Raw genomic sequence first — 14,365 nt, forward strand, 5'->3', positions numbered from 1 at the left:
GGGCGGGGCCCCGGTGGCTCAGGCTTGTGTGGGACGAGAAACCTCGGTGTCGAGGTCTCCCTGGGCCGCTCCTGACCCGGCGCGCCCCCCACCGCGGCCGCGCAGAACGAAAGCCAGAAGCACGGCGAGGGCAGCGCCGGCGACCGGTCCGGCGAGATAGACCCAGTAATCGGTGAAGTCCCCAGCGACGAGATCGGGTCCGAACGTGCGAGCGGGGTTCATCGACGCGCCCGAAATCGGGCTACCCCATAACCCGGCCAATGCGATGTAGCTACCGACGCCGATCGCGCCGATCACGCCGAGGTTCTGGGCACCGGATGCCGTACCGAGAATGACGCTGACGAGGCCGAGGGTCAGAAGTGCCTCCATCAGAAACGCCTGGAACGAGGAATAGTCCGCGGCCGTATAGTTCGATCCCGCGGAGGCGGACACTCCGATGACCGCCTGCAGAAACCATGCCGCGAGCGTCGCTCCGATCAACTGGACGAGGATGTAGCCGGGCACGCGTTGCCACGGGAAGTCTCCCCGCATCGAAAACGCGAGGGTGACGGCGGGATTCAGATGTGCACCGGAGACCCTACCCATGAAAAGGATGATCCCGAGCACCATCAGGCCCGGCGCGACCACTGCTGCAGTGCGGCTGATGGTGCCGGGGAACGCCTGGCTCATCATGCCGCCCCCGGCCGCGACGATCACCAAGAGGAAGGTGCCGAACAGCTCCGACACCAGGCGCCGCCACTCCTGCCGTGGATTCTTGAAGTCTGCCATCGGCTGGATGATTTCCAGTTCAAACCAGCGCTCGAACCGCACTGTGCTGTCTGGTGTGCGCTGATTCATCATCGTGTCTCCCAAGCTCAATCGGAGTGACGTGTCGTCGTGAGCATAGACCTCCCCTCGACACGGGAGCGAGGCACTGCGAGGCCACTGTGCGAGGCACTGCGCGAGGCACTGCGCAGCGGTGTCGGTGGCACAGTGGAGAATTGAAGTGTGTATCGCGTTGTGAGTCGGTCCGGTGATGGGGGAGTTCTCGTTCGCTCCGTCGACCCGGCGGGGGCAGAGACCTCACCGACGCAGCACTTCAGCGACGTCGAGTTCCGCAGCTTTGTCCGGCACGAGGAGCCTGCGGCGCCACGCTGGGTCTGGGACGATACGGCACGGTGGTATCCGCAGCTGCTGGCGGCCGGCATCCGTGTGCAGCGCGCACATGATCTGCGGCTGTGTCATGTGATTCTGCGTAACTCCGAACTCACGGCCGCCAGCGCGCTCGCACGCGCCGCGCCGACGGGGTGGGACGGTTCGGCGGTGCTGCCCGGAGAGATCGCCTCTCCCGCGGCGACACTCTTTGACTTCATGAACGACAGTGCGGATGACGCGGGCGACGACGAATCGCTTGCCGAGTTGCTGCGCCAGCTCGAGGCGGTCACCGCTTCGGCCGAGCCGGCCGGGCTGCGGCTTCTGCTCGCTGCCGAGTCCGTCGGTGCGTTGATCGCCGCTGAGATGCAGTTCGCAGGTCTGCCGTGGCGCACCGACATCCATGACAGGCTGCTCACCGACGTACTCGGTCCGCGCGTCGCCCCCGGCACGAGACCGGCGCGGTTGGAGCATTTGGCAGGCGAGATTCGGCGGCATCTCGACGACCCGCTGTTGAACCCCGATTCCCAGCAAGACCTGTTGAAGGCGCTGCGGCGCACGGGGTTGCGCGTCGAATCGACGCGGGCGTGGGAACTACGCGACGTCGAGCATCCGGTGATTCCGGCGTTGCTCGACTACAAGAAGCGCTCGCGTCTTCTCAGTGCGAACGGCTGGTATTGGATGGACACCTGGATCGTCGACGGCCGTTTTCGCCCCGACTATGTACCCGGTGGCGTCGTCACCGGGCGGTGGGCAGCCAAGGGCGGAGGGGCCTTGCAGCTGCCGAAGCAGGTGCGTGGCGCCGTCGTGGCTGACGCCGGCTGGAAGCTCGTCGTGGCCGATGCCGCTCAGCTTGAGCCGCGCATCCTCGCCGCACTTTCGCGCGACACGGCGATGGCCGACGCCGGGCGCGGCACCGATCTCTATGCCGGAATCGTGGCCAGCGGCGTCGTCGAAACGCGTGACCATGCCAAGGTCGCCATGTTGGGCGCCATGTACGGGGCGACCACGGGGGAGAGCGGCAGGCTTCTGCCGCGACTCGCCCGCGCCTATCCACGAGCCTTGGGACTCACCGAGGCTGCGGCGCGCGCCGGTGAGCGGGGTGACATCGTGACAACCCGTCTCGGGCGCTCGTCTCCGCGGCCCGGCGAAAGTTGGCTGGCGACGCAGTCCCGGGCGTCGGAGCCCGACGCGTCGGCGAACGACGAGCGCCGGGCGCGCAGCCAGGCTCGCGACTGGGGGCGCTTCACCCGCAACTTCATTGTGCAGGGCAGCGCTGCCGAATGGGCCCTGTGTTGGATGGCCGAGATCCGTAAGGCGCTGCTGGCGCTGGCGCACGAAACTCTTACTGACACGCCCACTCAGCCGGCAATCGAGACGGAGGCCGAGACGAATCCGTTTGCCGCCGTTCCTCATCTGGTCTTCTTCCTGCACGACGAGGTGATCGTGCATGCTCCGATCGCACTCGCCGACCGCGTCGCCCAGATCATCGAGAATTCTGCGGCGCGCGCCGGCCGGCTGCTCTTTCACGACTTCCCGGTTGACTTTCCACTCACTGTCGCAATTGTCGACAGTTATGCCGAGGCCAAATAGTGCGGAGGCGGGCAGTTAGAGAGTGCTGTGGGCTGGCCCCGCAGGCTTCCGTCCTCGACGCGGACGGTCCTCGCTGTACGCACGGTGGAAGGCACCAGGCCGCGCGGCGCGCAGCGCTGCCTCGGCGTCGTCGAGCCACCTGAGAGCAGCCTCAGCCAATGCATGGGTAGCCGCGGCGGCGAGTGAACGCTGATCCGGTATGTCGGCGTCGGGCTCGGGTCCCGCCACATCGGCAGTCCACCGCGCGCGGTACGCAGCCACGATATGCAGAACATCGACGTCGGGCAGTGAGGATGCGATGAGCACCCGGTCGACGAGATCGGTCCATTCTTCACCGATGATGCTCTCGGTGTCGTGCAACCAGGCGAGACCCTCGCGTGTGCCGAGCGGCGTTAATCGGTAGAGCGGCAGGCCATCGACGGTGAGGCCGGCCGACTCAATGGCGCCCTGCAGGACGAGCCGTTCGAGAGTGCCGTAGATCTGACCCACATTGACTTTGCGCCGACCCGCGGTTCGCGAGCGCAACTCACGGTGGAGTTGAAATCCGTAGGCCGGACCCAGAGTCAGGATCGAGAGAAGACTGTTCCGTACCGACACCGTGCCTCCGAATGGATCTGACCGCTCAATATATACCGAATATACATAATCCTGGCGGTGCCGCCCCGGGCACCGGCGCGAAAGTCGCTTCCTCATCATCGGTGCTTGGTTGTGGTCAGGTGATGCCCTGAGTCATAATCAGCTAACGGCTTCACCGCCGACAACTGAACAGCACTGCCGGAATTACCGTGACGAGGCCGTTGGGGAAGACGCACCTCACCTGAACGGAGAATACGATGACGGCAGCTTCAACCCGACACGCACCCGCTGCTCGGGGAGTTCTTTATGTGCATTCCTCACCGCGGGCGCTCTGCCCCCATGTGGAATGGGCTGTGAGCCGCGCCTTGGGCGAGGCTGCACACTTCGACTGGTCCGAGCAGCCGGTGCTGAAAGGCGCTCAGCGTGCGGAGTTCTACTGGGAGGGGCCAGCCGGCAGCGGCGCGGCACTGGCGTCGGCGCTGCACGGCTGGGAGCAGTTGCGGTTTGAGGTGACCGAGGACGCCGGGTTCGGTGTCGACGGCGGACGTTGGTTCCACACACCCGAGTTGGGCATTTTCTTCGCCCAAACCGACACCGTGGGAAACATCGTGATTCCCGAGGATCGGGTGCGGAACGCGCTCGTGGCGGCCGGAACGAACGCTCTCGATTTGCATCGCGAGCTGCGACTGGCGCTCGGTCAGGCTTGGGACGATGCGCTTGAGCCATTCCGTCACGCCAGTGACATGAACGCCGTGATCTGGTTGCACCAGGTCGGCTGACGAACCCAGAAATGACCCCGCCGGTGGCTTCCCGGTCGGGGTCATTTCTGGTGAAGCGAGGTGGTGCGGGTTGTGCCGGTCTCTAAACGCTGCGGAATGCGACGACGGCGTTGTGGCCGCCGAATCCGAACGAGTTGCTGATGGCCAGCTGCGGACCCGCGCCGAGTGGCATCGGCTGACCAGAGATCGTGAGCGGAATCTCGGGGTCCTGCGTCGTGAGGTTGATCGTGGGAGGAGCCACACGGTCACGGATCGCGAGGATGGCGAAGATGGCCTCGAGTGCTCCGGTGCCACCGAGGAGGTGGCCGGTTGCGCCCTTGGTTGCCGAGACGGGAATCTCGTCGACCCGGCTGCCGAAGACCGCGCGGAGCGCCGCATACTCTGCGATGTCGCCGACGGGGGTGCTCGTGGCGTGGGCGTTGATGTGAGTGACGTCGTCGGGGCTGGCACCGGCGAGGTCCAGTGCGAGCTGCACGGCGCGGCTGGCCCCGCGACCCTCAGGATCGTTCGCTGTGATGTGGTACGCGTCGGCGGTCACGCCGCCTCCCGCGACCTCAGCATAAATATGGGCGCCACGGGCGAGTGCATGCTCTTCAGTCTCAAGAACCAGGCTCGCCGCACCTTCGCCCATGACGAAGCCGTCGCGGTCGACGCTGTAGGGACGCGAGGCGTGCGAGGGATCGTCGTTGCGACGCGACAGTGCCTGCATGGAGGAGAACGACGCCAGGGTGATCGGGTGGATGGCGCTCTCGGTCCCACCGGCGATCACCACGTCGGCAAGTCCGGCTTGCAGATGCGAATACGCGTTCGCGATCGACTCCGTGCTTGAGGCACAGGCGGATGCGACGGTGTGAGCGAAGGCGCGCGCGCCGAAGTGCATCGACACCGCAGCCGCTGCCGCGTTCGGCATCAGCATCGGAACGGTCATGGGGAGCACCCGGCGCGGTCCCTTGTCGCGCAGGACATCCCAGGCGTCGAGAAGAGTCCAGATGCCACCGATGCCCGTGGCGAAGTCAACGCCCAGGCGCTCAGCGGGAACATCGGGAGCACCCGCATCCGCCCAGGCTTCCTTGGCAGAAATGAGAGCGAACTGTGCCGAAGGGTCGAGGCGCTTTGCGACCGGACGCTCGAGAACTTCTTCGGGGCGGACTTTGGCGCGTGCGGCAAAAGTAACGGGAAGCTCGTACTGCTCCACCCACTCAAACGGAAGCGTGGCAGCGCCGGATTCACCGGCGAGCAAAGCAGACCAGGTGTCAGCTGCCGTGCCGCCAAGCGGGGAGGTCGCACCGATTCCGGTGATAACGATCTTTTTGGTCATAACGGTTCTCCAAGAGACGAAAAAAGCAAAGGGGCATGCCCCAGGAAGAGCAGGTCGACCGCAGAGCGGGCAACTCGCTCTTCATCGAGGGCAGGCTGACCGTCACACGGGCGGCCTGCCCTCGATATGAGGTCTTAGTCCTGTGCCTTCACGATGAACTCGACGGCGTCGCCGACGGTCTTGAGGTTCTTGACCTCTTCGTCGGGGATCTTCACGTCGAACTTCTCTTCTGCGTTGACGACAATGGTCATCATCGAGATGGAGTCGATGTCGAGGTCGTCGGTGAACGACTTACCCAACTCAACCGAGTCGGTCGCGATGCCGGTCTCGTCGTTGATGAGTTCGGCCAAGCCGGCAAGAACTTCTTCGGTGGACAGTGCCATTTTTTTCTCCTTGGGGGTGTCTCGTTTGACCGAGACCTAGTTTAGGGGGAAGGGGGATGCCTTACGGCAGAACGATGACCTGCGCGCCGAAGACTAGGCCAGCACCGAAGCCGATTTGAAGGGCAAGGCCACCGCTGAGTTCAGGGTGTTCTTCGAGTAAACGGTGCGTAGCCAGCGGGATTGACGCGGCAGAGGTGTTGCCGGTCGTGGCGATGTCACGGGCGATGACGACAGATTCGGGAAGCTTCAACTGCTTCGCGAATTCGTCGATAATACGCATGTTCGCCTGGTGCGGAATGAACGCGGCGAGGTCTGCGCCGGTGATCCCGGCGGCATCCAAGGCCTTCTTGGCCACCTTCGCCATGTCCCAGACGGCCCAACGGAACACGGTCTGGCCTTCCTGGCGCAGGGTCGGCCAGGGGGATTCGCCGCGGTGATATTCGGCCAGGGTGTGGTTCATTCCCACGGCGCCGGCCTTCGAACCGTCGGAGCCCCAGACCGTGCTGGAGATGCCGGGGTACTCGCTCGGGCCGATCACGACGGCGCCCGCACCATCACCGAGCAGGAACGAGATGCTGCGATCGGTGGGGTCGACAACATCGGAGAGCTTCTCGGCGCCAATCACGAGAGCGTAGTGTGCGGCACCGGCGCGGATGAGTGCGTCGGCCTGCGCGATCGCGTAGGCGTACCCGGCGCACGCTGCGTTTACGTCATACGCGGCGGCCGGGTTGGCACCGACGTTGTCGGCGACGACGGCGGCCATCGACGGGGTCTGCTGGATGTTGCTGATCGTTGCGACGATCACGGCGTCGATTTGATCAGCCGGAATGCCAGACTTTTCGATGGCCTCGCGGGCCGCATCCGTCGCCAGGTCAAGTGCCTGCACATCGCGGCTGGCGCGGGTGCGGGAGATGATGCCGGTGCGTTGCTGGATCCACTCGTCGGATGAATCGATGGGGCCGACCAGGTCGTCATTCGGCACATTGAGGTCGCCGCGTGCTGCGCCGACCGAGAGGATACGGGTGAACTGGGGGCCGTGCGACTGCTTCAGGATGGGCTTCATCATAGGTATCTCTTGGTCGAGTTTCAGGGTCGAGTGCGCGGGCTGGTTCAGGCTTCGATCACACGTCGGCGTCGATCAGGGCCCAGGCGGCCTCGAGGTCGTCGGGAGTCTTGATGGCCACCGTGGGGATGCCCTTCAAGCCACGCTTGGCCAGACCAACGAGGGCGCCGGCGGGGGCGACCTCGATGATTCCGGTCACGCCGGCCTCCGCGAAAGCTGCCATGCACAGATCCCACCGTACCGGCGAGGAGACCTGGCCGACCATCAGATTCACGAACTCTGCGCCCGATTCGACCTGGTTGCCGCTCTTGTTGGTCCAAATCGGAAGTGTGGGGTCACTCACGGTGAGCCCGCTCGCGACCTCGGCGAGGTGCTGCACGGCAGGCTGCATGTAGCGGGTATGGAAGGCGCCGGCGACCTGCAACGGAATGACGCGGGCGCGGGTTGGGGGAGTCTCGGCCAGTGTGGCCAAGGCAGCCGGGGCGCCGGCCACGACGATCTGACCGCCGCCGTTGAAGTTGGCGGGCTCGAGACCCAGTTCGATCAGGCGGGCGAGCAATTCGGCTTCGTCGGCACCAAGCACGGCGCTCATACCGGTGGGGGTCGCTGCAGCGGCTGCGGCCATCGCGGTGCCGCGCTCGCTCACGAAACGCACGGCTTCGGCATTGCTCAGGATTCCAGCTCCGGCTGCGGCCGTGATCTCGCCGACGGAGTGCCCCGCGATTCCGGAGATCTTCTCGCGGCGGCCGTCCGCCAGGAGCGCCCGGAGAGTGAGCAGCCCGGCGGCGACAATGAGCGGCTGGGCGATAGCGGTGTCCCGAATCGTGTCGGCGTCGCTCACGGTTCCGTGGGCGACCAGGTCGATTCCTACGGCGTCGGAGATCTCGCGCAGCTCCGCCGCAAAGTCGGGGCGTTCCAGCCAGGATGCAAGGAATCCGGGGGTTTGGGAGCCCTGTCCAGGGCAGACGACGACAATCACCTGTCTAGTCTTGCAACCTCATCGCGTGACGGAGTGTTGACACTCCACCAAGAATTGTGTTTTCCCTTGTGGGATCTGTTAGACGATCCGTGAGAGAGAGGGAGCGACGGCGGTATCCGTTGATCGAGCGCGGCGAGCTGGCGTGATCGGATGATTCGTTAATCGAGAGTGTCGAGATCTCGTGGTCGGATTATTCGTTGATCGAGCGTGTCGAGATCTCGTGGTCGGATTATTCGTTGATCGAGCGTGTCGAGATCTCGTGATCGGGTGTTGAGGTCGGCTTGCGGGGTCTCGACAAGCTCGACCAGCGGGGTTGATATATCCGTTGATCGAGCGTGTCGAGATCTCGTGGTGGTCACGTCCCGCTGAGTGGTGGAGTTTCTCAACACCGTGCGGGTCAGTTGTTCTAGCTTAGGCGGCGGTGAGTTCGGGGAGGATCACCGCCTCATTGACGGTCTCGATCGGGTTGGTCATGGTGGCCAGCTCGAGCATGGACGCCTCGGAGAAGTAGCGGCGTTCGCCGGCCTCCCACTCGTCGTGCTGCTCGATCAGAACAGACCCGGCCAGGCGCAGCAACGCCGCGGGGTTCGGGAAGACGCTGACAACATCGGTGCGGCGCTTAATCTCCTTGTTCACCCGTTCCAACGGGTTCGTCGACCAGATCTGCCGCCAGTGCCGGCGCGGGAACCCGGCGAAAGCGAGCAGGTCAGGTTGGGCGTCGGTGAGCATGGCGGCGACCTTCGGGTGCGAGCGGCCCAGCATGGTGGTGACCTCGCCGAACTGCTTGTGGATGTGCTCCGCGTCGGGCTGGGCGAAGATCGTGCGGATGATCGACGCGACCATGTCCTGGGAGCCTTTCGGCACCACGGCGAGGACGTTGCGCATGAAGTGCACCCGGCAGCGCTGCCAGCCGGCGCCCTGGAACACGGTGCCGATGGCCTTCTTCAGTCCGGTGTGCGCGTCAGACATGACCAACTTCACCCCGTCCAAGCCGCGCGCCTTCAACGAGCGGAGGAAGCTGGTCCAGAAGCCCTCGTTCTCGCTGTCGCCGACGTCGAAGCCGAGCACTTCCCGGCGCCCATCGGCGGCAACGCCGACCGCGACGACGATCGCCTGGGACACGATCCGGTGCCCGACGCGGGCCTTGCAGTAGGTGGCGTCGAGGAACACATACGGGAAGTCCTGGGCGGCGAGGGTGCGGTCACGGAACTGCGCAACTTCCTCGTCCAGGCCCGCGCAGATCCGCGACACTTCCGACTTGGAGATGCCGGTGTCGGCGCCGAGGGCTTTGACCAAGTCATCGACCTTCCGGGTCGAGACGCCGTGGACGTAGGCCTCCATCACGACCGCGAACAGCGCCTGGTCCACCCGCCGGCGCCGCTCCAACAAGGCCGGGAAGAACGACCCAGCACGCAGCTTCGGGATTCGCAGATCGAGGTCCCCGGCCGTCGTCGTCAGCGTTCGGGGACGGCTGCCGTTGCGGAGGGCCGTGCGGCCCGTGCTGCGTTCGAACGGGGCGGCGCCGATGAACGCGGTCGCCTCCGCATCGATGAGTTCTTGGTAGAGCATCTCGGTCGCCGACCGGACCCGGTCGGTGACGTCGGTGAGTTTGAGTTGAGCGAGCAGGTCGAGCAGGGCAGACTGGTCTAGAGCCATCGTGTGTTTGTGTCCTTCTGTGAGTAGCTTTGATCGGTTCTCACTGACCATTACACGATGGCTCACTACGTTAACGAAGCAACGCGGGCCTGCCGAGATTTACACCACTCCACGGGACGTGACCCTCGTGGTCGGGGGGTGAGGTCGGCTTGCGGGGTCTCGACGAGCTCGACCTGCGGGGTTGAGGGATCCGTTGATCGAGCGTGTCGAGATCTTGTGGTCGGGGGTTGAGGTCGGCTTGCTGGGTCTCGACAAGCTCGACCAGCGGGGTTGAGGGATCCGTTGATCGAGCGTGTCGAGATCTTGTGGTCGGGGGTGAGGTCGGCTTGCTGGGTCTCGACGAGCTCGACCTGCGGTGTGGTTCGACCGGCGGTGTGTGCTTGACCTGCGGGGTTGAGGGATCCGTTGATCGAGCGTGTCGAGATCTTGTGGTCGGGGGGGGTGAGGTCGGCTTGCTGGGTCTCGACAAGCTCGACCAGCGGTGTGGGCTTGACCTGCGGGGTTGAGGGATCCGTTGATCGAGCGTGTCGAGATCTTGTGGTCGGGGGGGGTGAGGTCGGCTTGCTGGGTCTCGACAAGCTCGACCAGCGGCTTGGTTCGACCGGCGGTGTGGTTCGACCGGCGGCTTGGTTCGACCGGCGGTGTGGTTCGACCTGCGGGGTGGTTCGACCAGCGGTTTGGTTCGACCAGCGGTGTGGCTCGACCTACGGTGTGGCTCGAACCGGCGGTGTGGGGGCGGCGGGAACCTGCCTAGCGACGCCGGGTCGACCCGTCGTGGTCACTGATCGAGCCGATGATCAATGCGGACTGCAGAATGAGAGCCTCCCGGGCGCCCGTCGCGTCATAGCCGATGACCTCCGAGACGCGCTTGAGGCGGTAACGCACGGTATTCGGGTGCACAAACAGTTCCCGGGCCGTCGCTTCGAGTGAACGGCCGTTGTCGAGGTAGCACCAGAGTGTCGTCAGCAGCTCAGTCGAATGGGCCTGCAGCGGCCGGTAGACGCGATGGATGAGTGTGGCGCGGGCCAGGGGATCCCCGGCCAGTGCGCGCTCGGGCAGCAGATCGTCGGCCTGCACCGGTCGCGGGGCATTGCGCCAGGAACGGGCGACCGCGAAACCGGCCAATGCGGCCTTGGCACTCTTCGACGCATCGACAAGCGCCGGCACTTCGTGACCGAGCACCAGATGACCCGAGCCGAAATGCGGTTCGAGGGCAACGGCGATCTCCATGAAGCTGAGCATGGCGGGGCCCGTCGCCGCATCATCACCCTCGGTCGGTGCCGGGTGTGCGCGGCCGATCACGAGTACCAGACGGTTACCCTGCACGCCGATCAGCACATCGGCTGACATGTGGCGCGCGGCGCGGCGCAGCTGATCGACGTCAAGCATTTTCGGGGTTGTGCCCACCAGAACGCAGGCCTCACCATGACCGTGCCAGCCGAGAGCCGCAATGCGGCTCGGCAGCTCGTCGTCATATTCCCCGGAGAGAATGGAGTCGACCACGAGGGCCTCGAGGCGCGCGTCCCAGAGTCCCCGCGCCTCGGCGGCGCGCGCGTAGACATCCGCTGAGCCGAAGGCGATCTCTCGCGAGTAGAGCAGGATCGCCTCGCGCAGCAGCTCGCCGCCCTCTTTGACGCGCTCCTCGACGACCTCGACGGTGACCCGAATCAACTGCAACGTCTGCTGCAGGCTGATCGAGCGCAGCAGCTCGCGTGGCGCGGCGCCGAAGACGTCGGCAGCAATCCACGGTGTCGACGTGGGATCGTCGAACCACGAGATAAACGAGGTGATCCCCGCTTGCGCGACAAGCCCAACGGCGGACCGCCGCCCGGGTGGCATTTCGCCATACCAGGGCAGCGTGTCCTCGAGCCGCTTGAGGGTTGCCGTGGACAGCTCGCCTGAAATCGTTCGAAGCCAGGCGAGCGTCTGCTCTTTCGTCTTGGGCGCCGGTGCCACGTGGGTGCTAGCTCTCGCCCCCGGCAGAGCCGGTGGTTCCAGCGTTCACGTCATGCAGTCGGTACTTCTCGATGGCGGCTGCAGCCAGGCTGCGGTCGACCTTGCCCTGGCGAGCGAGGAGCTGCAGGGTGCGCACGACCATTGACGGGCCGTCGATCTTGAAATAGCGGCGGGCTGCCGCGCGAGTGTCAGAGAAACCGAAGTCGTCTGCACCGAGTGTGGCGAAGTCGCCGGGAACGAACTGGCGAATCTGGTCGGGCACGGCGTGCATGTGATCCGACACGGCTACGAACGGGCCTTCGGCACCGGCGAGCTTATCGGTGACATAGGCCGTCTTCTCGGGCTCAGACGGGTAGAGGAAGTTGTGCTCCTCCGCGGCCAGGCCGTCGCGGCGCAGCTCGGTCCACGAGGTGACCGACCAGACATCCGCCGACACACCCCAATCTTCGGCGAGCAGCGTCTGCGCTTCGAGCGCCCAGGTGACTCCGACGCCCGAGGCCATCAACTGGGCCTTCGGGCCGGCGACGGCGGATTCGCTGACGCGGTGAAGCCCGCGCAGAATGCCGTCGACATCAACATTCTCCGGCTCGGCCGGCTGCACGTACGGCTCGTTGTAGAGCGTGATGTAGTACATGACGTTCGGATCGGTGTGCGTTCCACCGTACATGCGGTCGAGGCCGTCGCGGATGATGTGCCCGATCTCGTAACCGTAGGCCGGGTCGTAGGAGACGACAGCCGGGTTGGTCGAAGCGAGCAGGTGCGAGTGGCCATCAGCGTGCTGCAGGCCCTCACCGGTCAGGGTGGTCCGACCAGCGGTCGCGCCCATGATGAATCCACGGGCCATCTGGTCGCCCGCAGCCCACATGGCGTCGCCGGTGCGCTGGAAGCCGAACATGGAGTAGAACACGTACATCGGAATGAGGGGTTCGCCCTGCGTCGAATACGACGTTCCATAGTTTGTGAACGCAGCCATGGCGCCGGCTTCATTGATGCCGACGTGCGAGATCTGACCCTGCGGACTCTCCTTGTAGGCAAGAAGCAGCTCCCGGTCGACCGAGGTGTAGTGCTGGCCGTTCGGGTTGTAGATCTTGGCGTTCGGGAAGAACGCGTCGATGCCGAATGTGCGGGCTTCGTCGGGGATGATCGGCACGATGCGGTTGCCGAAGTCCTTCGAGCGCAGCAGGTCTTTCAGGAGACGCACGAATGCCATGGTGGTGGCGATCTCCTGCGTGCCGGAGCCCTTCTTCGAGATGGCGTAGGTGGAATCTTCTGGCAGGTTGACCTGGGTGTATTTGGTGCGGCGCTCCGGCAGGTAGCCACCCAGTTCGCGGCGGCGCTCGTGCATGTACTGGATCGCTGGGTCCGAGTCGCCGGGGGTGTAGTACGGCGGCAGGTAGGGGTTCTCTTCAAGCTGAGCATCCGTAATCGGCACGTGCATGCTGTCACGGAAGGTCTTCAGGTTCTCCAGGGTCATCTTCTTCATCTGGTGGGTCGCGTTGCGACCCTCAAAGCTCGGTCCGAGGCCGTAGCCCTTGACTGTCTTCGCCAGGATGACTGTGGGCTGGCCCTTGTGCTCGGACGCGGCCTTGAAAGCGGCGTACACCTTGCGGTAGTCGTGGCCACCGCGCTTGAGGCCCCAGACCTCGTCGTCGGAGTAACCCTCGACGAGTTTCAGGGCACGCGGGTCGCGGCCGAAGAAGTTCTCGCGCACGTAGGCGCCGCTTTCGGCTTTGTAGGTCTGGTAGTCGCCGTCCGGCGTGACGTTCATCAGGTTCAAGAGGGCGCCGTCGGTGTCGTTGGCGAGCAGCGAGTCCCATTCGCGACCCCAGACGACCTTGATGACGTTCCACCCGGCACCGCGGAAGAAGCTTTCCAGTTCCTGGATGATTTTGCCGTTGCCACGCACCGGGCCATCGAGACGTTGCAGGTTGCAGTTGATCACGAAGTTGAGGTTGTCGAGTCCCTCGTTCGCGGCAACCTGCAGCTGGCCACGGCTTTCGACCTCGTCCATTTCGCCGTCACCGAGGAACGCCCAGACCTGCTGGTCGCTGGCATCCGTGATGCCACGGTTGGTGAGGTAACGGTTGGCCTGCGCCTGGTAGATCGCGTTGATCGGGCCGAGACCCATCGAGACGGTCGGGAACTGCCAGTAATCCGGCATGAGGCGCGGATGCGGGTAGGAGGAGAGCCCTCCGCCGGCGTGCGACTTCTCTTGACGGAAGCCATCGAGCTGATTCGGGGTCAGACGGCCTTCGAGGAAGGACCGGGCGTAGATGCCGGGGGAGGCGTGGCCCTGGAAGAAGATCTGGTCGCCACCGCCCGGGTGGTTCTGGCCGCGGAAGAAGTGGTTGAAGCCGACTTCGTAGAGGGCCGCCGACGACGCATAGGTCGAAATGTGGCCGCCGACAGCGATGCCGGGGCGCTGAGCGCGGTGCACGAGGATTGCCGCGTTCCAGCGGATCCAGGCACGATAGCGGCGCTCGGTTTCTTCATCGCCGGGGAAAGCCGGTTCGTTCTCGGCGGCGATGGTGTTGATGTAGTCGGTAGTCGGAACCATCGGCACGCCCAAGTGCAGTTCCTTGGAACGCTTGAGCAGGCTCAGCATGATTTCGCGGCCGCGTTGGTGGCCGTGGGCCGCGACGAGCGCCTCCAGCGATTCCGACCATTCGGCGGTTTCTTCTGGATCAGCGTCGGTATTGTCCATCGAGTACGGATCCTGGTCGTTGACAGTCACACTCGACCTCTCTCTAGTGGCAGATCGTGCCGGGGTTATCGTGCCGCAAAAAAGGAGGGTCGGATCGCGACCATTCGGCATCACCGTCAGCCTACTGATTCTTGCTGAACTCCGTGAACGCACGCCCCGAGCCAGCGGCGTTGCGCGGGCAGTGTTGGTTCCCACATTCAGGCGGGCTAGGCTATGCAACCGGCTCG

General features: G+C 64.8%; 11 protein-coding genes. 2 read left to right on the forward strand and 9 right to left on the reverse strand.

Annotation, left to right across the window (positions count from 1 at the left end; all coding sequences use genetic code 11):
* Positions 1-18: 18 nt before the first annotated feature.
* Complete coding sequence (locus HNR05_RS03580) at positions 19-840, reverse strand: MIP/aquaporin family protein (protein WP_179577777.1); 822 nt, start codon at positions 838-840, stop codon at positions 19-21.
* Between the two features lie 147 nt (positions 841-987).
* On the opposite strand from HNR05_RS03580, the gene HNR05_RS03585 reads away from it, so the two are divergent.
* A complete protein-coding gene (locus HNR05_RS03585) occupies positions 988-2,724 on the forward strand; it encodes a bifunctional 3'-5' exonuclease/DNA polymerase (protein ID WP_179577778.1) in 1,737 nt (578 codons plus the stop codon).
* Between the two features lie 15 nt (positions 2,725-2,739).
* Here HNR05_RS03585 and HNR05_RS03590 read toward each other — a convergent pair whose 3' ends face one another.
* Entirely contained in the window at positions 2,740-3,321 is a 582-nt protein-coding gene (locus tag HNR05_RS03590; RefSeq protein ID WP_179577779.1) for a helix-turn-helix transcriptional regulator, read from the reverse strand.
* A 236-nt stretch (positions 3,322-3,557) separates the two neighbouring features.
* On the opposite strand from HNR05_RS03590, the gene HNR05_RS03595 reads away from it, so the two are divergent.
* Positions 3,558-4,079 carry a DUF3145 domain-containing protein gene (locus HNR05_RS03595; protein ID WP_179577780.1) on the forward strand — a complete coding sequence of 174 codons (522 nt, stop codon included), beginning with the start codon at positions 3,558-3,560 and terminating at the stop codon, positions 4,077-4,079.
* Positions 4,080-4,161: 82 nt separating this feature from the next.
* Here the strand turns inward: HNR05_RS03595 and HNR05_RS03600 are convergent, their stop codons facing one another.
* The 7 genes from HNR05_RS03600 to aceE form a co-directional block, all read right to left on the reverse strand.
* Positions 4,162-5,397, reverse strand: coding sequence for a beta-ketoacyl-[acyl-carrier-protein] synthase family protein (locus tag HNR05_RS03600; RefSeq protein ID WP_179577781.1), 1,236 nt, complete (start codon positions 5,395-5,397; stop codon positions 4,162-4,164).
* Between the two features lie 134 nt (positions 5,398-5,531).
* Entirely contained in the window at positions 5,532-5,780 is a 249-nt protein-coding gene (locus tag HNR05_RS03605) for an acyl carrier protein (RefSeq protein ID WP_179577782.1), read from the reverse strand.
* Between the two features lie 61 nt (positions 5,781-5,841).
* Positions 5,842-6,846, reverse strand: coding sequence for a beta-ketoacyl-ACP synthase III (locus HNR05_RS03610; RefSeq protein ID WP_179577783.1), 1,005 nt, complete (start codon positions 6,844-6,846; stop codon positions 5,842-5,844).
* 55 nt (positions 6,847-6,901) lie between these two features.
* Positions 6,902-7,822, reverse strand: coding sequence for an acyltransferase domain-containing protein (locus HNR05_RS03615; protein WP_179577784.1), 921 nt, complete (start codon positions 7,820-7,822; stop codon positions 6,902-6,904).
* Between the two features lie 411 nt (positions 7,823-8,233).
* On the reverse strand, positions 8,234-9,478 hold the full coding sequence (locus tag HNR05_RS03620) for an IS256 family transposase (RefSeq protein WP_179577421.1): 1,245 nt from the start codon (positions 9,476-9,478) through the stop codon (positions 8,234-8,236).
* A gap of 750 nt (positions 9,479-10,228) precedes the next feature.
* Positions 10,229-11,434 carry a helix-turn-helix domain-containing protein gene (locus tag HNR05_RS03625; RefSeq protein ID WP_179577785.1) on the reverse strand — a complete coding sequence of 402 codons (1,206 nt, stop codon included), beginning with the start codon at positions 11,432-11,434 and terminating at the stop codon, positions 10,229-10,231.
* A gap of 7 nt (positions 11,435-11,441) precedes the next feature.
* Entirely contained in the window at positions 11,442-14,168 is a 2,727-nt protein-coding gene (gene aceE, locus HNR05_RS03630; protein ID WP_179577786.1) for a pyruvate dehydrogenase (acetyl-transferring), homodimeric type, read from the reverse strand.
* Positions 14,169-14,365: the final 197 nt, after the last annotated feature.

Origin of the sequence: Leifsonia psychrotolerans, from assembly GCF_013410665.1 — a bacterium.
In the GTDB taxonomy this organism is placed as follows: domain Bacteria; phylum Actinomycetota; class Actinomycetes; order Actinomycetales; family Microbacteriaceae; genus Cryobacterium; species Cryobacterium psychrotolerans_A.

What these genes read in the sequence shown, in the direction of transcription:
- HNR05_RS03580 (WP_179577777.1), bottom strand. Translation starts at nt 840, where the DNA reads ATGATGAATCAGCGCACACCAGACAGCACAGTGCGGTTCGAGCGCTGG.
- HNR05_RS03595 (WP_179577780.1), top strand. Translation starts at nt 3,558, where the DNA reads ATGACGGCAGCTTCAACCCGACACGCACCCGCTGCTCGGGGAGTTCTT.
- HNR05_RS03600 (WP_179577781.1), bottom strand. Translation starts at nt 5,397, where the DNA reads ATGACCAAAAAGATCGTTATCACCGGAATCGGTGCGACCTCCCCGCTT.
- HNR05_RS03605 (WP_179577782.1), bottom strand. Translation starts at nt 5,780, where the DNA reads ATGGCACTGTCCACCGAAGAAGTTCTTGCCGGCTTGGCCGAACTCATC.
- HNR05_RS03610 (WP_179577783.1), bottom strand. Translation starts at nt 6,846, where the DNA reads ATGATGAAGCCCATCCTGAAGCAGTCGCACGGCCCCCAGTTCACCCGT.
- HNR05_RS03620 (WP_179577421.1), bottom strand. Translation starts at nt 9,478, where the DNA reads ATGGCTCTAGACCAGTCTGCCCTGCTCGACCTGCTCGCTCAACTCAAA.